This window comes from Shewanella sp. SW32 (assembly GCF_025653365.1).
GTDB lineage: Bacteria > Pseudomonadota > Gammaproteobacteria > Enterobacterales > Shewanellaceae > Shewanella > Shewanella oncorhynchi.
In genome coordinates this window covers 60,138-80,659 of the sequence record NZ_JAKKSJ010000009.1, presented here as the reverse complement: position 1 = coordinate 80,659, position 20,522 = coordinate 60,138, and the positions used below count along the sequence as shown (strand labels likewise).

Here is a 20,522-nt window from a genome sequence, read left to right as displayed (position 1 = left end):
GTTTTGCCAACCCCCTTCTGAGCAGGATTTCAAAATGCCAAGCGAGTTCAGATGCTTATCTTGCTCAGCTTTACAGCACAAAAACGTTAATGTTGTTCCAAAACCGTGGCAGGCACAGCATTCGTCAGCTCAGGTTCCAAATCATAAATGTCGCGACGGTATTGATCCTGCCCACTATCGTCTAACCATGCAGTCCAGTAAACCAGATGCACGGGCAACTTTTCGGAAAGTGAAAACCACTGGGGTTGAGTAATACCAGGGGCTAACTTGTCCCATAAACGTTTGTCTTTCACTAAATGTTCTTTAAACCACTGGGCTAATTCAGAGGCTTTTTCAATACGAATACAGCCAGATGATAGTGCCCTATCGTCCTTTTTAAAGAGACTTGGCTCAGAAGTTCCATGTAAATAGACACTGAAACTGTTATCAAAGTGAAACTTATATTTACCTAATGCATTTTTCGCCCCAGGGCGTTGTACAAGCTGATAGGGAAACGAAGCGCTGGCTAATGCCTGCCATTCCTCTGGCATGCGTTGCACCCGTTGACCGTTATAATCGTACACATCAAATTGACGTTCATTAAGATAATGACCATTTCGCTGAATTTGCGGCAGAATGTCCCGCCGTAAAATGCTGCTAGGCACTCGCCAACTAGGGTTAAGCACCACGCTAGAAATCAGACTGTCCAAAATCGGTGTTTGCCGAGAAGATTTACCCACAATGACCTTGGAACTTAACACTGGCGTACCATTATCGACCAACGTCATCTCAAAAGCGGGCACATTAATCAGCAAATAACTCGGCTCTAATTTACGTTCAAACACTCTTTGTCGAATAGTGTTTTTAGCTAATAGTACCGCCCTCGCCCTTGGCGATTGGTTCACCCAAAATAAGGTCTGCTTACCTATCACCCCGTCCTGTTTTAACCCATGCTTTTGCTGAAAGCGCTTAATGCCAATCATAAGTTCTTCGGTATAAACTTGATTCACTCTAGGCTCAGTGGCTAAGTCTCCCAATATCCACACACGCTTTGCTATGGTATCAACGATTTGATGACTCATTCCTAAGGTTAGCTTTTCATCTAGCACTAAAGTTTCCCATGGTTCAATTGTGTCCAATTGCACTAAATGGGCGATTTGCTTAAGAACCCTTTGATATTGGGGATCCACTGGAATAACGGATGAAACCGTCTCTGGGGCTCCAGCGTTGTTACATTCTGCGGATGTCATCACATAATGCCAGTAACCAGTAACATCAGCTTGGATTCGTACTAAATCAGCAGTAGATAAGGTATTAGGAGAAAGTGTTAAGTCACGATAATGCTGGCCAAATACTGGATTAACGCCTGCGAGATCCAATAGCAACACCTGTGGCACTAAGGCCGCAAGCGGCAGCACAGCAGTAAGATCTTCAGCTTCACCCTCAAGATTTGGCTGCGCAGCAATACTCGAATTTGATGTCAAGGATTGAGCGCCATCAGCTGCACCTACCTTTGGCACTAAAATTATTGGAATACAGAAAAAAAGGCTGAGTAATAGTTGCGCTAGATTACGCCTCGTCGGCATCGGGTTAATCTGCAATGCTTTCAAGTTCGCGATGTTGAACTCCTGCTCTATCAATTTGAGTTCTCTCACGTTTAGCGTTACACGCATGGATGGGGGCAAATAGCGAATGATCTTTTTCAATATCATAAATACTCCCTTAGCTATTTTTAAGGTCACCTGAGAGCCAGCGGTTATATCAATCAACAACACTATGATATGACTATTCCATGGAGATCAATTAATTACTAGGGGTTAACTCCAGATAACGAAAAGAAAAATGCCACTGAGGTCGTCAGTGGCATTGATATCAAACAAACTCGCATAAATATGCTGAGCAAGTGCTCGTTAGCAAAAAGACACGAGATCTTCTTCGACAAATTGCTCTGGTAATTTCTGTAGGCTACGTAACATCAAAGGATTTGCCAACACCATCGCCATTTCTTGACGATTGAGTAAAGCTAATGCGCTCTGTTGACAACGAGCTTCATGCACCTTCACATGCACTATGGCTTCCATCGCTTCAATTGGTGTACCCGCAGCACGCAAAGGCTGTTTATCCACCATGGCTAAATGCAATTCCATCAACGCAGGGTCTTTAAGTACCTGTGCTAACGTCCAAGGCTCAGCAATGTGTCTTTGGTAAGCGGCGCGCGCCTCTTGCGCTTGCAGACAAATTTGCGCAGGGTTACGTTCTTCTGGTGTTGCAAGAATACCAGCACGCTTGAACACTTCGCCAATTTTAACTGAACCTGTCCATGCCGAAATAGGCACAGCAATCCACAGACCGATCAACGCCGGACTCATCCAAGCTAACAAAGTCAAAGAATCCAAAATAGCCGCATAACCTAACATCACACCTGCCAGCATATGCCAGCGGTGACGATAGATTAACGTCATCCAAGGCATACTGCCGTCATCACGACGTTGCGGCGACCAACCACTGTCACGTCCCATCAGAATTGACATCACAGCACCACAATGGATAAACATCATGATAGGTGCAATCAGCGCTGAAAGTATGACCTCAAAGATCACACTGAATATCGCTTTAATTCGACCACCAACACTGCGAGCAAACTCACCGTCTTTAAGCAGCAACAAGACACCAAATACTTTAGGGCCAAACAAAACCCCCATAGTAATGTAGAACAATCTTAATGCCCTATCCGAGTCCATGATGGGCCAAGTCGGGAACAGTGAAAATTGATCGGTGAAATATTCAGGTCGAATAAAGTGTGCCTGCAGGGCTAACATCAAACCAGTCAAAATCAACATCAACCAGAAAGGAGATGACAAATAAGCCATGATACCCGTCAGTAAATGTAAACGGCTTACCCAGTGCAAACCTTTAGTCGGCAAAATACGCGAATGCTGCAAGTTACCTTGGCACCAGCGACGATCACGCACGGCTAAGTCGATAATCGACGGTGGACATTCTTCGTATGAACCCGGTAAGTCATAGGCAATGACTACACTCCAGCCCGCACGGCGGATCAGCGCAGCTTCAACAAAGTCATGGCTCATGATATGACCACCAAAAGGTGGCTTACCCTTAAGGTTAGGTAATCCCGCCGCGGTCATAAATGCTTCGGTGCGGATAATGGCGTTGTGGCCCCAGAAGTTACCTTCTTTTTGTACCCACCAGCCTAACCCGGTACCAATTACGGGACCATAAATACGCGCCGCAAATTGCTGTAAACGGGCCATTAAAGTGGTGCCATTGATCAACGACGGAATCGTTTGGATCAAGCCCGCATCAGGATCGGCCTGCATGCGCTGAGCTAAGCCAGTGATGGTTGAAGACTCCATCAAACTGTCGGCATCAAGCACTAACAAGTGATCATAACGCGACCCCCAACGACGGCAAAAATCGGCTACGTTACCCGCTTTACGGGCGACGTTTTTACGACGGCGACGGTAATACACCCGCGAATGCTTATGGGTTTCTTGACGTAACACCAGAAACGCCTGCTCTTCGAGCAAAGCAATATCGGGATCGGTAGTATCACTTAAGATAAACCAATCAAAAGCATGACCATGACCCGTTTGCGACAAGGTTTCAGCCATCACTGAAACCGCCGAGAATACCCTATCAGGAGATTCATTATAGGTCGGCATCAAAATCGCGGTGCGCGTATGCAGTTCAGTCACTTGCAAATCTTTTGCCCGCGGTTTTCGCAGTAAAATTAAAAAACCTGCAATACCACTACAAAACGCCAAAGCAATCCAACAGAAGTTAACCGCAAACAGCACTAGCACTAAATATTCCAGAGGAGTAATTCCGCCAATACTAAATACCGCCCCCATTTCATAGATAGCAAACAAAGATAATAATAAAGCCCCACCCACCACAAACACACGACGGTAGGTACGCGAGCGTACCCCATCAGCCACAGTGCTACGGCGAGGGAATCCCTCTGGCATCTTACTTAAATTTTGGGGTTCCATAGCGCCAGGCCGTTCATTTGGCATAGCACTACCACCCACGAGGACTTCCGTCTCGAGTACCGAGTTATCGGATACAGTCATATCATGTTGCTCCGTCATGAACCTTACAGCGTCCAGCGATAGAGCCAGGTTTCAACCTGACGAGGAGTTGGGAACTTAAGTTCAGCGCGCAGTTCGATAAGATCTTTATCTTCTGGCTCTAATTCAAAAGCTAAGCGATAGCCATTTTTAGCGGCATTACGGGCAATCACCACGTTCGTGACCACACCACCAGAAGCTTCAACTTTAGCGACTGGCATTTCATCTGTCATCGGCCCTTCAACTTGATAGTCGACCACAAATAAACGTCTTGGAGTCGCCTTAGCAATATCGGCACGACCACTGGCAGAGCGAGAAATATGTACGGCACCGACTTTCGCAGCAGGTTCTTCACCCCAACTCATGCGATAGGCAAAATGAAATTCACCGCCAGCAGGAATAGGCTGACGTGGTTTCCAATAACTAACAATGTTGTCATGAATTTCAGACTCTGTCGGAATTTCAGTCAACACCACTGAACCTTGCCCCCAATTACCCACAGGCTCAATCCATAGGCTTGGGCGACGTTCGTAATGGGCTTCTAAATCTTGATATGACGCATAGTCACGCTCACGTTGGATCAGACCAAATCCCTGAGGCGAGTTGTCAGAAAACGCACTGACTTGTAACTGACGTGGATTAGCTAATGGGCGCCATAAATGCTCACCACGACCATTTAACATCAATAAACCATCAGAATCATGTACTTCAGGTCTAAAATCATCGGTGTCGTGACGACCATTGAGTGAATGTAAGAACATGCTAGTGCTTGGTGCTAAACCGACTTTGCTCAGCTCAACACGAGGAAACAGTGTCGCTTCTACATCAATCAAGGTGTTATCACCGGGACGGACAGAGAAAGTATAGGCACCTGCTACGCTTGGGCTATCTAACAAGGCATGCACAACAATCAAGTTGCTGTCATTGTGTGGACGCTCAACCCAGAAGGCGCGAAATATCGGGAATTCTTCCCCTTCAGCGTCAGCCGTTTTTAACGCCAAACCACGGGAAGATAAGCCATAGGCGTTACCTTTACCTAAAGCGCGGAAATAACTCGCACCTTGGAATACCATAAGCTCGTCAAATACACCGTTCGTATTCAGTTGGTTATGAATACGGAATCCTGAGTAGCCAATGTCATCATTTGGTAGCGCTTGAGTAATCACTTCACCCGCGGTGAAATATTTAGGCTCATAGGCTAAGTGCGTTGCATTCTGACCTTCTACAATCGCAATCTCGATCAGATCTTGAAAATAGAAACCACGGTGGAACATTTGCATTTGAAATGGCACGCCCTGATCACGCCAAATAGACGCAGTCGGGTTAAAACGAATATCTCTGTATTCATCGTATGACAGTTTAGCAAGGCCAGCTGGCAAAGGATCTTTGAGGGTCACATAAGGTTTCGCTGCCAAACGTTTTGCAATCTTCACGACAGTTTCGCTATCAAAAGCGCCTGTCTTAGTGAATCTGATTTGATTTTTTGTACTGGGCTGAGAAATCACTTTCGGTGGAGTAACCACAGGAACTGCCTCGGCGGGTTTTGTCTCTTCAGCGTACGCGACACAAGACAGGGCGACTACAGCGCCTAGCGTCAGTGAACATATGAGTGACGAATAAGGTTTGGACGATGGGCAACGCAACAAGCTAACCATAGATAGGTAACCTAAAAAATAAACTAAGAAATCAATGTTTTTTATGTATACAGTGAATTTTTTTCACTCTGATTTAGGGATGAAAAAAAACAGTTGCTTACATATCGCGAAAGATATCAGAAGGAGAAAAAAACTCATAAATAAAGATGCAGTTAACCCCTTCTACACAATACTATTTGAGAATAAGCTTATACCAAAAATGAATATTAAAATAACATTATCATGCTTATTTCTGTTTTCAAAGTTACAAAAACAAATTAAGTGATCCAAATGCTACATTATTGAAAGTAAAATGAGTCTTTTTACGCCTCAACTAAGTGTTGATGATCTTAGATGAAATATCACAATAAGCGAATCAATCTGTTAGTAAGCCTAAGGATTAACACTAAGACAGCAGGAAAATTCAAAATTTTACCCGCTTAAATGTATCAAAACAACTGAGCTGATGTCACTGAAACTGCGGATCTATTTTAACATTTCATTGCCTGAACTATTTTGGCAGAAAAAGTGTCACAGATAATCCACCTTGATCCCTAGGCGCAATCACTAAACGACCTTGGTGCAATTCTATGATGTGATAACAGATAGACAAACCTAATCCCGCGCCTATGCCTTCATTTTCATTCACACGATAAAAACGTTCTGTCGCATTGGCAATCTGCGGCTCTGTCATGCCTTGGCCTCGATCCGCGACACAAATACAGATTTCATCATCCAAAGCATGGGCCAACACTGAAATCTCCGATTCCTGTGGACTGTATTTACAGGCATTTTCGATAATATTCTTCAGTACAAGTAGCAAATAAAAACGATCACAGGTCACCGTTAGATTGGATGCGATATCGATATTCCATTCATAATCTGTGATTTGTGGCATTAATTGATTAAGCGCATCTTCGACCATAGGCAAAATGGCGTGGGATGACACATTAAGCTCATTAATCGAGTCCACCCTTGCTAATACGAGTAATTGTTCAACGGTATGACTCATGTGCACTACGCCAGCATCTATCGCAGCTAAATGGAATTTCTGCTGCGGATCATCATCAATCAGACTCTCTAAGCCATGTTGATGTAATTTAATCACAGATAATGGCGTTTTAAGCTCATGGGCCGCATCGGCGCTAAAACGACGCTCACGGGCGATAAATCGCGCGATACTATTGATATATAAGTTCAATGCGTGCCGAACAGGGACTAATTCTTTAGGCAATGACATAGTCAACGGGGTCAAATCGTTGGGCGCACGTCCAATTAATTCTCTTTCAAAGGTTTTTAATGGCCGAAACAAGAGATAAAACAAAAAGCTAACAATAATTAATGTTAAAGGCACTACCATTAAAGGCACGATCACGGCGTTATGCATGATTTGCGATACGAGCTCTTGGCGTACTTCATCCTGTTGAGCAGTGACAATCCAAACATGATTTTTAACCGAAAAAAAACTGAACACATGCCAGAGTTCTCCTTCGAACACTTTCTTATGATAACCCTGTACGAATCGACTGATAGGTTGATGACCAATATTATCCGATAAAACTAAGGCTTCACCCGCCTCACTCCAGATTTGAAACGCCAATTTATGCTCATAGGCCAGTTTCAGCGCATCGGCCTTTTCGGCAAAGGAACTGATTTGGCTATCGGGAACGTGGAGCACTTGGGGTATGACGAGATCCTGAGCTGTTGTATTGGGCTCAGTATGATAGAACAACTCCAACATTTTAGCGGTTTGGAGCATTTGCGCATCGAAGAGTTCTTCGATTTGATGCTTAGAATCCCGAGTACTCAACCAGCTAGACACAGCGACGGATACTGAAATACCTGACAAAATTAATAATGTCAGTACCAAACGCAGTGAATACACATCTAGCCCCTTTAATCGAATCACTTCTTTTTCCTAACGACTATGCTTCAAGTCATCACTGCGTTATCAGGACCCACAAACGTGGAGCTTGTCATTTAACTCTTCAAATTAATTTATTTCAATCAAGGTATAGCCTATTCCACGCACGGTTTTGATTAATTCATTGGCAAGTTTTTTGCGCAGATGGTGGATATGCACTTCTATTGAATTACTGCCGACCTCATCCCAGCCATAGGTTAACTGTTCTAACTGACTGCGGGTCAATACACGCCCTGCCGACTGAGCGAGCTCGAGCAGTAATTGAAATTCACGCCGTGAAAGCAGCACATTTTGATCGCGAAAGGTCACTTCACGGGTATTAAAATCGATACACAAAGCACCAATAATCAAAATGTTGTGATCGAGCCCATACTGACGTCTGACGATAGCACGAATACGCGCGGCTAATTCACGCACATCAAAAGGTTTACCGAGATAATCATCGGCGCCCATGTCTAAACATTCGAGCTTAGTGTCAAAATCCGTATTAGCGGTCAGAACTATTGTGGGAATTGACACTCCCTGCTGGCGCCAAGCTTTAAGTAACTCTTTACCATTACCGTCAGGCAATCCCAGATCGAGCACTATGGCACTGAAGCTTTCATTTTTAACCCCCAGCAAGGCTTGCTGATAACTATTAAGGTGATCAACTTGCATTCCCAGCTTTGCCAAACTTAAGCAAATCCCTTGGGCTAATAACTCATTGTCTTCAACCAACATAATACGCATTCAATGTCCTTAACTGAGCCCTAACGGAAAATACTGAACTTAACATCTTGTTGCTGTAAAAAATCTTCCGCGTCTCGCCCCTGCAGCATAGCCATAGTGGCGAGCATACCTGCAGTCACGCAGTTTGGCCCTAACACAGTCACAGAGCGCGGCGCATGGATAACGGGATAGCCAGTGCGTGGGTCGACAATATGGCCGTAACGCTTTCCATCGACTTCAAAAAATCGCCGCGTATCGCCACTGGTCGCTAATGCACCCTGACTAATCGCCAGTACACTCGCAGCGTGGTCAAGGTGTCGTGGATCTTCAATTCCCACTTGCCATGGCGTCACTTTAGACACGGGACAAGCGATATCACCGCCAAAATTCACTAACACTGGAATGTCTGGATAACATTCGGCTAACTCATAGGCGACTCTGTCGACCGCATATTCTTTTGCGATACCACCAAAATCCAATTTCATACCTGTTGGCATCTCAATATGGCGCGAATCAAACTCGATGCGCTCAAACCCCACTAAGTCTTTCGCGGCAAGTATGCGGCCATGTTCGGGCAATTGGGCTTTGGGATCAAAGCGCCACAGTTCCATTAACGGCCCAGCAGAAATATCAAAGAGTCCATCACTGAGCTGAAAACATTGTTTAGCAAAAGCCAATAACTGCCAGGTTTCTTCATCGATAAGCTGCTTATGACCATTGGCATGGTTTAATTGGTACAGACAATTCTGCGCGATAAAGCGACTGTATTTATGTTCGATACGCAGCGCCTCAGTGACAGCCATATCCAACATATCGTCTGCAATATCAAATTGATCGCACCCAATGAGTATTTCACAGGGACTCGCCATGGCCCTAAATTCGCCCACATAACCCCAATCACGGCGCTGCAACGAATAAGGTGCGGTCTTTAGGGATGATGTCGACATCATAAATCACCTCTTCACATGGCATCCCACTGGGATTCCGATTGAATAAGTTCAGGGGTAAATTGAGTATGGGTAGCTAAGCTACCCATACAGTTTAACGCCTTGCTATCTGAGCCAGTAGCATTATTTCGTATTAAAAAGAATAACTAAACTGTGCTGTAATTGCCTTCTGAGTCGGAAATAGATCGAAGTTTTGCAGCTCTCCAGGAATCGTAGCGCCGTTATTTTTCGGATCCTGTTGGTAATACTCTAAGCGATACGACATTTCATGACCGCCCGATAATCTATGGCCAAATTTAACCCCAATCGTATAAGCCGACATATCACCGATACGATAATCAGCACTGGCAAACTCTGGCAGTGGCGTATCCGCCATCAAGAAAGGTTGATAGAAGTTAGCCGCAGTTTGTTGGTAATAGCGCAGATGTAATTGTCCATAGAAGTTGCCGGTAAAGTAATACCGATAGTGGGTTTCTAAGGTATGCGATGTGAGGTCCCAGTCATCGGTATTATAACGGTAGGAAAAATCCACCACACCCGCATCTAATGCGCCTTTGGTCATCACGTAAAAACTGTGCTTCAAGCGCGAATCGGGGCGGCTCTCATACAATAAATCCTGAGTAATGCCGTTGTTATCCACCACACTGAGCACCTTGTAGGGATCCGTTAAATAGCCATTCACACTCGACAAGCCGTAATTGGCCTGCAACAACCAGCGCTGACTAAGCACTTGGGTGATACCTAACATCACATCCGCGGTCTGCTTATTATCACTGCCACCTTGACGAGTCGCATCGAATGCGCTTCGATAAGCTTCCTCACTGGTGAAGTTATCGCGAATGACCATCGAAGATAAATCCACCGGACGACCGCCAACGGGGTCAACCACATCGAAACTATAAGCCGTACCTAAAAATAAAGTGGTGTTGTCTTTATTAAACCCTCGCTCAATTCCGGCATTGATGCCCATTGACATATAATCAAACTCTTTCGAACCATATGCGCCAACATTGAGTTTCCAATCTGGTGTTAGCACTTCACTCCAACCGACATTGGCTTGTACGCGAGTATCGTGAAAGGTGTCATCTAACGGCGTTTCCCCCGCTGAAACATGATATTGACCATTACCAGATGGTCGAGTAAACGTTTGGCTGGTACTTTGGGCCACAGCGCCCGATGCTGAAGGTCCCGTTAGACTGTCAACCACGAGTTTGAGATCCAGCACACTGTCATCGCCAAAGGCTTTTTGCGCTGTGCCTATGGCTTCGATGGCTTGTACTCTATCTTGCTCACCGTAATACATTAACGCAGCATCAATCTTCCAGTCGTCAGCTTTTTTAGATAATTCAGTCGCATGGCCACTTGTTGCAAACAGTCCACAACTGGCTAATGCGAGAGCACCCGCTATCTGCTTCGATTGTCTTGTATTTATTGGGTTCTTTTTTTGAGTCATAGCTGACAACACCTGTAGGTCACTTCAATCTATTCAATACCGCGGGATTTCGCCCCAGATTTTAGAACATCTGCTCGTCACATTTGTTTTAGTACATCTTTGCGTTACATCTATTCGTTACATCTAAGGGCAAATAACACCAACGGAGAGTTTAGTTACAGCCACATCCGCCACCAGCAAATGCACGACCGCCGCTACTGCCTTCTTTACTAAAATAAATATGATCATCGAGTGCAAGATCGAGCTTTTCACTGTCGAGCGCCATATCGCTGCGGGCCAACTGGCCTTTCTCCCACGGCTGCACTCCTAAACTTGAACATCCACTCAAACCTATGATGAGTGTTACTGCGACTAATGCGGGTTTAAGCATAAATTACTCCTTTAGTAAATTGACGAGCTCTTGCTCGTATTCAGCGGTTTTATCGGCATAAAAGCCAACATGATGCTGTACTAACTGACCTTGTCGATTGAACATAAAACTGCTCGGCATGCCCAGCAAATCGAAACTGCGAGCGACATCACCTTCGGGGTTAAAACGCACTGAAAAATTGGCAGGGACTTGTTTTAAGAATTCCTGGGCTAACTCGTTATCTGTATCTAGGTTGATTGCCACAACAGCTAATCCCTGATCTTGATACTTTTTTTGTATTTCATTCATCCAAGGAAACGATTTACGGCAAGGGCCACACCAGGATGCCCAAAAATCGACATAGACGACTTTGCCTTTAAACTCACTCAGGGAAACGGCTTGGTTTTGCGCGTTAAACACTTGATAGTCCAGCGATGGCGCGGCTTGTACGCCTGCGGCCAATAAACTGAGTAACAATAATATTTTCTTCATAGCATATTCCGCATTAACGATTACGTTCGAATCTATTAACTGAATCTTAAGGTTTTCTTAAACAAGCTTATATAAGTTTAATTAACCTGCTCGCCCAGACTCACCACGCGAATGAACCATAATTATCAGCATCGCCTTAATCACATGAGTGCTGATTAAGTGACCGATTTCATCCAAAATGGCAAATGTGAGACATTTTGTCCCATTAGAAAAAGTGAAATCAGATCTGCGTCATGTTAATTAAATGTCAAAATCAGTTCGGTCACATCTCTTAAAAATTCTTGATATACATCAATAATCTTTACACTCCAACGGCCTAAACTGACACTGTCAATTATGTAAACCCTTACCAACTTACATTTAAATAACAAAAAAGGTTGACCCATGGACACACATGCAGCCCTATATGAACAGGGAAAGGCGCGCTTAGATGCGTTACGCCAATTCGCTCCCCGTCAACAACAATCGCTGATTGAAAAAATGCAACAGCACGGCATTAGTCGCCGTGATTTTATGAAGTGGAGTGCCATGGTGACGAGCATGCTCGCATTACCCCTCCCTTTTAGTAACTTAGTGGCCGAAGCTGCCGAATTAGCCGATCGTGTACCCTTAATCTGGTTACATATGGCCGAATGTACTGGCTGCTCCGAATCTTTAATTCGTACCGATACCCCCAATCTAGACTCACTGATTTTCGATCATATTTCCTTGGAATATCACGAAACCTTAATGGCTGCAGCGGGTTGGCAAGCCGAAGAAAACCTCGAACATGCACTCGAAACCTACAAAGGCCGCTATTTACTGGCCGTTGAAGGGGCGATTCCGACTGCAAATAACGGCAGTTTCTTAACTGTGGGTTGTAAAGGCCACACGGGGTTAGAAATCATCAAGCATGCTGCAGAAGGCGCCGCCGCGATTATCTCTGTTGGCACTTGTGCGGCGTTTGGTGGGGTGCAAGCCGCTTATCCAAACCCAACAGGGGCTAAAGGCGTGCATGAAGTGGTCAGTAAACCCGTGATTAACTTAGGCGGTTGCCCACCGAGTGAAAAGAACATAGTCGGCACTTTGATGTACTTCATCATGTTCGGAAAATTACCTGCGCTGGATATGTTTAATAGACCTAAATGGGCTTACGGCGCACGGGTACACGATAACTGTGAACGCCGCGGCCGCTTCGATGCAGGTGAATTCGTTGAAGAATTTGGCGATCACGGTGCGAAAGAAGGCTACTGCCTTTATAAAGTCGGTTGTAAAGGCCCTTACACCTACAACAACTGCCCAACCGAGCGCTTTAACCATCACACTAGCTGGCCAGTACTCGCTGGACACGGTTGTATGGGTTGCTCAGAACCTAACTTCTGGGACGATATGGCTGACTTTGAAAAACCCCTTGGCCGTCAACTCCTCCATGGATTGGATGCGACCGCAGATACTATTGGTGCGGTGATTTTAGGCGCGACTGTGGTGGGCATTGGAGCCCATGCCGTTGCCAGTATTTTTGCCAAACCGCTGGAGGAATAACCCATGAGCAAGCGCGTTGTTATCGACCCTATCACACGTATCGAGGGTCACTTACGTATCGAAGTCGAAGTTGATGAAAATAACGTCATCAACAAGGCTTGGTCATCCTCCACACTTTGGCGCGGTATTGAAGTCATTCTCAAAGGCCGCACGCCTATGGATGTTGGCCTTATTGTGCAACGTATCTGTGGCGTATGTACCTATTCCCACTACCGCTGCGGTACTGAGGCGGTTGAAAATGCGTTAGGAATTCAAATTCCATTGAACGCAAGATACTTACGTTCATTAATGCAAACCTCTTTATACATGCACGACCATATTGTCCATTTTTACCATCTACACGGCTTAGATTGGGTTGATGTGGTTTCTGCACTGAGCGCCGATCCTGCTAAAGCGGCACAAGTTGCCCTGAAATACACAGACCATCCCATAGCGGCGGGTGAAGGTGATTTAAAAGCGGTACAAGAAAGAGTTAAAGGCTTTGTAGAAACGGGAAAATTAGGTCCATTTGCCAACGCTTATTGGGGCAACGGCACCTATAAATTTACCCCAGAGCAAAACCTTATCGCGCTATCTCACTACCTTAAAGCGCTTGAAGTACAACGTGTTGCGGCAGAAATGCTAGCCATTTTTGGTGGAAAATCACCACATCCACAATCCGTTGTTGTCGGTGGTGTGACTTCGGTGCGCGACATGCTCAGCCCTGCTCGCCTGCAGGAATGGAAGCAAAAACATGCGACCGTGACTGACTTTATCCTGCGTGCCTATCAAGCAGATATCGTGATGGCGGCCGAAGCCTTTGGTACTGAGCCTAGCGTGTTGGGCGGCGTAAACGTGAAAAACTTCATGGCGACCGATGACTTTGTGTTAGCCAATGGCGAATACATGTTTAATCAAGGCGTGATCATGAATGGCGACCTTGCTGGCGTCAGTGATGTGAATCCAGATCTGATTGCCGAAGACGTCAGCCACGCTTGGTATAGCGCCGATGCACCGCAACATCCCTATGACGGTACAACGATTCCTAATTACACGGGTTTTGTTGAACGCGACACTGTCTACGGCAAATTGCCAACACTGGATGGTGATGGCAAATACTCATGGGTGAAATCTCCCCGTTATCAAGGTGAACCTGTCGAAGTGGGTCCACTCGCCTGCCTATTGGTGAGTTATGCCCGCGGTAACAAGGTGGTCGTGGATTCGGTCAATGGCCTGCTCGCTCGCACAGGTCTACCCGTAGCGGCTCTATTTACCACTTTAGGTCGCACTGCAGCCCGTATGTTACAGACAGTCATCGTCGCCCAAGAAGGGTTAAAAACCTTTGATGCGCTGTTGACGAATATCCAGTCCGATGAATCTACCTATGTAAAACCCAATATTGATCCAAATAAAGAGTATGTAGGTCACGCCATGATCGAGGCGCCACGCGGCATGTTAAGCCACTGGATCCGCATTAAAAATGGAGTGATTGAGAACTATCAAGCCGTGGTACCGACGACCTGGAACGCAGGTCCTGTGGATGCCAACGGAAAAATGGGTCCCTATGAAGCCTCTTTAATTGGCTTGAAACTGGAAGATCCTACTAAGCCCCTTGAGGTGATACGTATTATTCACTCATTTGACCCTTGCATGGCGTGTTCTGTACACGTAATGGATTTCAAAGGCCAAGCATTGAGCGAGTTCCGTGTCAGTCCCAATGGTCAATAATCGAGGGAGGGAACGCAAAATGAACCATTCTGCAACCCGCATTCGGACACTGATTTTTAGTCCGGCAATACGGATTTTTCACTGGCTCAGGGCACTATCAATTCTGGTGCTAGTGATCACCGGATTCTATATTGCTTGGCCGTTTCTGGTGGCGCCTGAAAGTACGGACGTACTCGTACAAGGCTGGATCCGCTTCGCTCATCTGATCTGCGGTTTTGTACTAACCGCAATCACTTTAGTGCGCTTCTACCTGTATTTTTTCAGCCGAAGCGACATTGAGCGGCGCTCATTTCGCGATGTCATGAGCGTAAAAAGCTGGATCACTCAACTGAAATCTTACTTATGGATGGGGCACTTACATAAAGCCGGTGTCTATGGACCGCTGCAATTTGTGACTTATGTAGCAATCTCACTGGTCGCTCTTGTGATATGTATAACGGGTCTGGTGTTGTACGCCAATGTGTATCACCAAGGTTTAGGTGGCATGCTTTGGGGCAGCGCCGCTTGGATCACGGCACAAATGGGTGGGCTAGCACAAGTTAGGATTTGGCATCACTACCTCACTTGGGCATTTGTTATCTTTGTGGTTATCCACGTCTATATGGCGGTTTGGTCAGGGATACGCTTCAAACATAACTCAGTTGACTCGATTGTCTCTGGCTATGACTACCCAAAGCCAGACTCACACCACTAGGAGTCCAATGAAGATATTGCTACTCGGTATTGGCAATGTCCTGTACGCCGATGAAGGCATCGGCGTACATTTTGTCAATTATATAGCTGATAATTATCAGTTTACCCATGAGTCCCACCAGCTAACGCTGCTCGATGGCGGCACCTTGGCTCAGGGACTTATCCCTATTATTTGCCAATACGATTATTTAATCGTGGTCGATACAGTTAATGCCAATGGCGTAGAAGCGGGCGAAGTCTATTTCTTCGATTTTGATAAAGCGCCGAAGGAAATCGACTGGCAAGGCAGCGCCCATGAAGTCGAAATGCTGCAAACCCTCAATATGATGGAAATGGTTGGCGACAGACCTAAGACCTTTGTGCTGGGCGTCACCCCAACCGTGCTCGAACCTATGGTGCTAGGCTTGACCCCTAAAGTCGCCGCCGCGGTACCTTTAATGGAATCAAGCTTGTTATCCCACTTAGCCTCCCTTGGGTTCACTGCGACGCGTGTTGCCGAGCATAGTATCGACTCGCTGATCCCTGACTCTTATAAACGTGGCGTTACTACTGGTGAAAGTATATAGAAGATGAAAAACATCAGATTTGATTTTACCTGCTCACGTCAGGTGCCTTTGTACACGCATTTATGTAATCAATATCTAAATTACGATGAGCTAAATATCAGCATAGGCTGTGATGGTCAACATAGCTCAGGTCAATATAGTGCTGGCCAACATGACTTTGGCCCTCAAAGCTATTTTATTGAAGCTCAGGGCGAGCAAAACCAACTAGAACAATTGGCCGATGCCATTGCCGCGGACTTTTTGATTTCCGCTTGGTTGATTGACTCTAGTATTAAAGTCATCGACGAGCCCCAAGGCAGTAAAACCTTACTGCCCTTTCCACAGTCTGGATCCAACCAAGCCATAGTGCCTTTTTGTCAGCATTGTTATCCGTTGATTGGCGATAATCAGTCGGCTAAGTTTGGCACACTCGATTTAATTTGCCCTTGCTGCAAGGGCGAAACACAATTAACGTCCGCACAAAAAGCGTTAACCTTGTCAGATATTAAAGCCATGGCACAAGGACTGCTGACACAAGGCCCACTGATATTAGCGGCCGCCGATAATCTGCAAATCAGCCTGACACCGTTTGAGCAGCCTTTAAGCGAGCGGCCACAACTGTTAATTTGTAATCCCAATACGCTGAACGCCCATTTTTGTCTGAACGATGCGCAGGTGCTCGCGCTTTCGAGTATTGAAAAGCCACTTATCTGCGCGAGACCCACGCAAGAACACGACAAACTCAGCGCGCCGCTGTACGACATTTGCTTTGCCTACAGCCGAGTGATCTTAGTGCTCGGGGAAGTATTACGACAAAAAGGGGTCGATTGGGTTTACATTAAAGGGCCGCATAATAGGCCGAAGCTAGCGTGGGTCGATGGTGCTTGGGCACAAATCGCCAGTCACGATTTAAGCTCTACACAGGTTCAAACCAAGCACTTTATCGCTCCAGAACCCTTAAGGGAAAAAGTCAGTTTTCACGGTTATCAAGCCCAATGGCAAGCGGCGAAACGTTCACGATCGCACCAAGGCGAACTGAGTGTGGCAGTATTGACTCAAGTACCGTCAAGTGAAGACAGTGATATTCATTGCACCAGTATGCTAAGCGATAATAATCAAAATACAGTCAACACAGAAAATCACACCCTTGCAGACGCAGCGCTATTCAGTGCGCTGCTCAACGGTAAGTTTACCAGTCATAAACAGGCAAAAAATGCTGCGGTCATTTACTTAAGCCATACCCACGCCAGTCAAATTGTCACCTGCGATAATAAGGGCGACACTGAACTTTTCTTCGCCCTGCCCGAGCTGCCCGATAACGGTTACGAAATCTTCCATCAACTGGACAGCAGTCCACAAAAAGCCGTAGCGCAAAAATTTAAGAGCCTGTTTCCCGAAGATTACCTAAAACTTTTAAGCCTAAAGCTTCACGGCAGACGGGACAACTTACAAAGCCTGTGGGCGATTGCAGCCATATTAATTGGCCTCAATACCCAAGAAGAGACTCAAAGCCAAGCAAGGCTAAGCGATGCACTCATGGCCGCCGCCATGCGCTACCACGGTGCTAATGCACCGCGTATCGATTATCCGCTGACCAAAGGTGAAGCCCACCGCAGCCTAAATTGGTGTAAAACCTTAGGCACTGTCTTAAGTTTTCGTATTGCAGGTAATGACGATCCGAGTCAGCTCGCCTTTGCGATGCAAGACTCGCTGGCGGACTATTTATCTAACTGGATCGAGCATATCGATTTAAATATCGGTGTGCACAATATAGCCTTAGCGGGCAATGAATTAATCAATGAAACCCTGTGCAAACGCATCAGCTTACGCTTAGGCAAAAACTTCCCCTTAGTGGTCAATCGCAGCCTAGATTTAGACGGCGATAACTTAGTCGTTGGGGCACTTTACGTTAAGCAGCGCCAACTGAATGCCCATGATTAGGAGGCCAAAAGTTAAGTCACAACGTATGAAGCCACATAGGCACAATAGTCGCCACAAAAAGCACTGTGACCTGCAGATAAAACGAAGGCTGGCATTGGAATACCTTGTCCACAAAGGAGCCACGTTAAAGCGTTGTCAGCTGCACGTCACTGGCATAGTACAAGGGGTGGGATTTCGCCCCTTTGTCTATCGTTATGCCCTTGAGTTTCAACTGACGGGCACTGTGCTCAACAATGCCAAGGGCGTGACCATTGAGCTGCAAGGTAATGATGAAAACCTCACTCGCTTTATCACTGTACTCAATACCACTCCACCGCCACTTGCCCGTATCGACAATATCAGTCAAATACCACTGCCGATTTTATTAAGCGAAACCACGTTTGAGATTATAAAAAGCGACAGCCATGAGGACGATGACCCAAGTTCACCGATAGGTGCACTGGTGGCGGTATCGGCAGATAAAAGTACCTGCCAAGACTGCATGAACGACATGCATAATCCTGATGATCGCCACTTTGGCTATGCCTTTACCAACTGCACTAACTGTGGCCCTCGATACACGATTATCAATGCTTTACCCTATGATAGACACAACACCGCCATGGCCGATTTTGACATGTGTCCCGAGTGCGCCAAAGAATATCAAAACCCACTCGACCGCCGCTACCATGCCCAGCCCGTGAGCTGCCCCGCCTGTGGCCCCAGACTCAGTTTAAAAACACCGCAAGGGGAATACATCCTTCCCAGTTCCTCAAATGTCAGCACACCTGAATTGAGTACGGACCTTGCGGTACTGACAGCAGCGGCTGACAGATTACGCCAAGGGCAGATTCTGGCAATTAAAGGATTGGGTGGATTTCACTTAATCTGTGATGCCCGAAGTGACAATGCCGTCAACGCACTCCGGCTGCGAAAACAGCGCCAAGCCAAGCCGCTAGCGGTGATGATGGCGGATATCACCATGGCGCAGCACTATGTCACAGGGACGGATGCCGAGTGGCGAGTGCTGAGTTCGCAGGAAAGGCCCATAGTGCTGATGAGCAGCCGAGCCGAACATGATCTCAGCTTAGCTGTCGCCCCCAATCTGAATAAACTCGGGGTATTTTTACCCTACACACCGCTACATCATTTGCTATTAGGTCTCTTCAAAGGGCCATTAGTTGCAACCAGCGCCAATGTTTCCGGTGAACCTATCATCACTGATTGTGATGAGCTTATTAGTCACTTAAGCCATGTGGTGGATGCGATAGTCGATCATAATCGGCCGATTATTAATGGCTGTGATGACAGTGTGGTGCAAGTGATCCAGCCGCAACTTGATTCCTCCGCAGAGGTGCAAGTATTGCGCCTCGCCCGCGGCTATGCACCGTTAAGTTTCCCCTTAGAGATACCGCTGACCCAATCGATTTTGGCCGTGGGCGCACAGCAAAAAAATGCCATCGCCTTAGGCTTTGGCAATAATGTGTTTTTAAGTCCCCATATTGGCGACCTGTTCAGTGTCAGCGCCGAGCAGTATTTTGAGCGCACCTTAGCCACTTTTGCTCGGTTGTATCACTTTACGCCAAATCTTATTATTTGCGATAAACACCCAGATTATGCCCCTTCACGCTGGGCTGAAATGCACTCAAACTCGAGTGTAAAACTCAGCGATACCCGTCAAAATCAATGTTTATCGGTGCAACACCACCATGCCCATGTGCTCAGCGTAATGGCGGTTAATCAATATCGAGATCCCGTATTGGGCTTTAGTTTTGACGGTACTGGGCTTGGCGACGATGGCAGTTTATGGGGCGGTGAAGTGCTATTAACTACGCTCGATAAAGCGCAGCGACTGGCGCACTTTGAGCCTATAGCCCTGCTAGGCGGCGAGCAAGCCATTAAGCAACCCGTGAGGTTGTTACTGGCATTATTATTCGAGCAAATGAGTCTCGATGCTGTACTCGCATTGCAATTACCTATATTAAACAACATGCGCCCAAACACTCTGACTAACTTACATAAGATCTGGCAGAACGGCAGTGCGATAAAAACCTCCTCTGTCGGACGACTGTTCGATGCCCTCGCCTGCGCCTTAGGCTTAATCGAAACCACACTGTTTGAAGGTCAAGCGGGCATGTCGATAGAAGCCGCGGCCAATCGCGCCGATGCATTAGCCCTTGAAGTCATTTCGCTTAACTTACCTCTTGACATCGACCAGTGGCGCAGCAGTGAGATGTTCAAGCAAATTGTTGAATTGATTACAGCACAACCGCTAACAGACAATAGATGCTATGCCATCGCCCGCGCCTTTCTACACACATTAGGTGATGCTATCTGTGATTATGCTGCCCAGTATCAACACCTCCCAACCGTGCTCTGCGGTGGCGTATTTCAAAATAAATATCTATTGGAATACTGCCTGAGCAAGCTCAGCGCCCAAGGAAATAAAGTGTTATCCAGTAAACAGATACCCATCAATGATGGCGGCATCGCCCTAGGCCAACTTTGGTATGGCATTCATCAGAGTCAATAACCTTACTTATTTGATAAGCCCTGATG

At 46.2% G+C, this 20,522-nt stretch carries 15 protein-coding genes; 6 read left to right on the top strand and 9 right to left on the bottom strand.

Annotated features, from left to right (window positions below; translation table 11 throughout):
- Nucleotides 1-86 precede the first annotated feature (86 nt).
- From L5M28_RS07065 to L5M28_RS07025, 9 genes are all read right to left on the bottom strand, one after another.
- Nucleotides 87-1,565: a L,D-transpeptidase family protein gene (locus L5M28_RS07065; RefSeq protein ID WP_411569175.1), complete on the bottom strand. Its 1,479-nt coding sequence runs from the start codon at nucleotides 1,563-1,565 to the stop codon at nucleotides 87-89.
- Nucleotides 1,566-1,889: 324 nt separating this feature from the next.
- Nucleotides 1,890-4,073: a glucans biosynthesis glucosyltransferase MdoH gene (gene mdoH, locus L5M28_RS07060; protein WP_105252289.1), complete on the bottom strand. Its 2,184-nt coding sequence runs from the start codon at nucleotides 4,071-4,073 to the stop codon at nucleotides 1,890-1,892.
- Nucleotides 4,074-4,096: 23 nt separating this feature from the next.
- The gene (locus tag L5M28_RS07055) at nucleotides 4,097-5,725 is read right to left on the bottom strand and encodes a glucan biosynthesis protein G (protein WP_263202852.1); all 1,629 of its coding nucleotides are present in this window, start codon (nucleotides 5,723-5,725) and stop codon (nucleotides 4,097-4,099) included.
- A 490-nt stretch (nucleotides 5,726-6,215) separates the two neighbouring features.
- On the bottom strand, nucleotides 6,216-7,613 hold the full coding sequence (locus L5M28_RS07050; RefSeq protein ID WP_263202851.1) for an ATP-binding protein: 1,398 nt from the start codon (nucleotides 7,611-7,613) through the stop codon (nucleotides 6,216-6,218).
- 84 nt (nucleotides 7,614-7,697) lie between these two features.
- On the bottom strand, nucleotides 7,698-8,357 hold the full coding sequence (locus tag L5M28_RS07045; RefSeq protein WP_263202849.1) for a response regulator transcription factor: 660 nt from the start codon (nucleotides 8,355-8,357) through the stop codon (nucleotides 7,698-7,700).
- A gap of 20 nt (nucleotides 8,358-8,377) precedes the next feature.
- Complete coding sequence (locus tag L5M28_RS07040) at nucleotides 8,378-9,286, bottom strand: FAD:protein FMN transferase (protein WP_219250500.1); 909 nt, start codon at nucleotides 9,284-9,286, stop codon at nucleotides 8,378-8,380.
- A gap of 130 nt (nucleotides 9,287-9,416) precedes the next feature.
- Nucleotides 9,417-10,736 carry a DUF3570 domain-containing protein gene (locus L5M28_RS07035; protein ID WP_173496597.1) on the bottom strand — a complete coding sequence of 440 codons (1,320 nt, stop codon included), beginning with the start codon at nucleotides 10,734-10,736 and terminating at the stop codon, nucleotides 9,417-9,419.
- 151 nt (nucleotides 10,737-10,887) lie between these two features.
- On the bottom strand, nucleotides 10,888-11,106 hold the full coding sequence (locus L5M28_RS07030; RefSeq protein ID WP_028760174.1) for a DUF4266 domain-containing protein: 219 nt from the start codon (nucleotides 11,104-11,106) through the stop codon (nucleotides 10,888-10,890).
- A 3-nt stretch (nucleotides 11,107-11,109) separates the two neighbouring features.
- Complete coding sequence (locus tag L5M28_RS07025) at nucleotides 11,110-11,577, bottom strand: TlpA disulfide reductase family protein (RefSeq protein ID WP_028760175.1); 468 nt, start codon at nucleotides 11,575-11,577, stop codon at nucleotides 11,110-11,112.
- Between the two features lie 384 nt (nucleotides 11,578-11,961).
- Here L5M28_RS07025 and hyaA point away from each other — a divergent pair, with 384 nt between their 5' ends.
- The 6 genes from hyaA to hypF are packed head-to-tail and all read left to right on the top strand — an operon-like array spanning nucleotide 11,962 to nucleotide 20,496.
- Nucleotides 11,962-13,098, top strand: a complete 1,137-nt coding sequence (gene hyaA, locus L5M28_RS07020) for a nickel-dependent hydrogenase small subunit (protein ID WP_028760176.1) — start codon at nucleotides 11,962-11,964, stop codon at nucleotides 13,096-13,098.
- A gap of 3 nt (nucleotides 13,099-13,101) precedes the next feature.
- Nucleotides 13,102-14,805 (top strand): nickel-dependent hydrogenase large subunit, encoded by a 1,704-nt coding sequence (gene hyaB / locus L5M28_RS07015; RefSeq protein WP_028760177.1) that lies wholly within the window; start codon nucleotides 13,102-13,104, stop codon nucleotides 14,803-14,805.
- Nucleotides 14,806-14,824: 19 nt separating this feature from the next.
- On the top strand, nucleotides 14,825-15,499 hold the full coding sequence (gene cybH, locus L5M28_RS07010) for a Ni/Fe-hydrogenase, b-type cytochrome subunit (RefSeq protein WP_028760178.1): 675 nt from the start codon (nucleotides 14,825-14,827) through the stop codon (nucleotides 15,497-15,499).
- Nucleotides 15,500-15,506: 7 nt separating this feature from the next.
- Nucleotides 15,507-16,064 (top strand): HyaD/HybD family hydrogenase maturation endopeptidase, encoded by a 558-nt coding sequence (locus tag L5M28_RS07005; RefSeq protein WP_105252281.1) that lies wholly within the window; start codon nucleotides 15,507-15,509, stop codon nucleotides 16,062-16,064.
- Between the two features lie 3 nt (nucleotides 16,065-16,067).
- On the top strand, nucleotides 16,068-17,984 hold the full coding sequence (locus tag L5M28_RS07000) for a NiFe hydrogenase (RefSeq protein WP_263197054.1): 1,917 nt from the start codon (nucleotides 16,068-16,070) through the stop codon (nucleotides 17,982-17,984).
- Nucleotides 17,977-20,496 carry a carbamoyltransferase HypF gene (gene hypF / locus L5M28_RS06995; protein ID WP_411569174.1) on the top strand — a complete coding sequence of 840 codons (2,520 nt, stop codon included), beginning with the start codon at nucleotides 17,977-17,979 and terminating at the stop codon, nucleotides 20,494-20,496. Before L5M28_RS07000 ends, hypF begins: the two co-directional genes overlap by 8 nt.
- Nucleotides 20,497-20,522 lie beyond the last annotated feature (26 nt).

Bases quoted from the DNA above. Each gene is read 5' to 3' on its own strand.
- L5M28_RS07045 (WP_263202849.1), bottom strand. From the start codon at position 8,357: ATGCGTATTATGTTGGTTGAAGACAATGAGTTATTAGCCCAAGGGATT.
- L5M28_RS07055 (WP_263202852.1), bottom strand. From the start codon at position 5,725: ATGGTTAGCTTGTTGCGTTGCCCATCGTCCAAACCTTATTCGTCACTC.
- cybH (WP_028760178.1), top strand. From the start codon at position 14,825: ATGAACCATTCTGCAACCCGCATTCGGACACTGATTTTTAGTCCGGCA.
- L5M28_RS07030 (WP_028760174.1), bottom strand. From the start codon at position 11,106: ATGCTTAAACCCGCATTAGTCGCAGTAACACTCATCATAGGTTTGAGT.
- L5M28_RS07025 (WP_028760175.1), bottom strand. From the start codon at position 11,577: ATGAAGAAAATATTATTGTTACTCAGTTTATTGGCCGCAGGCGTACAA.
- L5M28_RS07040 (WP_219250500.1), bottom strand. From the start codon at position 9,286: ATGATGTCGACATCATCCCTAAAGACCGCACCTTATTCGTTGCAGCGC.
- L5M28_RS07005 (WP_105252281.1), top strand. From the start codon at position 15,507: ATGAAGATATTGCTACTCGGTATTGGCAATGTCCTGTACGCCGATGAA.
- L5M28_RS07000 (WP_263197054.1), top strand. From the start codon at position 16,068: ATGAAAAACATCAGATTTGATTTTACCTGCTCACGTCAGGTGCCTTTG.
- L5M28_RS07065 (WP_411569175.1), bottom strand. From the start codon at position 1,565: ATGCCGACGAGGCGTAATCTAGCGCAACTATTACTCAGCCTTTTTTTC.
- hyaB (WP_028760177.1), top strand. From the start codon at position 13,102: ATGAGCAAGCGCGTTGTTATCGACCCTATCACACGTATCGAGGGTCAC.
- L5M28_RS07035 (WP_173496597.1), bottom strand. From the start codon at position 10,736: ATGACTCAAAAAAAGAACCCAATAAATACAAGACAATCGAAGCAGATA.
- mdoH (WP_105252289.1), bottom strand. From the start codon at position 4,073: ATGACTGTATCCGATAACTCGGTACTCGAGACGGAAGTCCTCGTGGGT.
- hyaA (WP_028760176.1), top strand. From the start codon at position 11,962: ATGGACACACATGCAGCCCTATATGAACAGGGAAAGGCGCGCTTAGAT.
- hypF (WP_411569174.1), top strand. From the start codon at position 17,977: ATGATTAGGAGGCCAAAAGTTAAGTCACAACGTATGAAGCCACATAGG.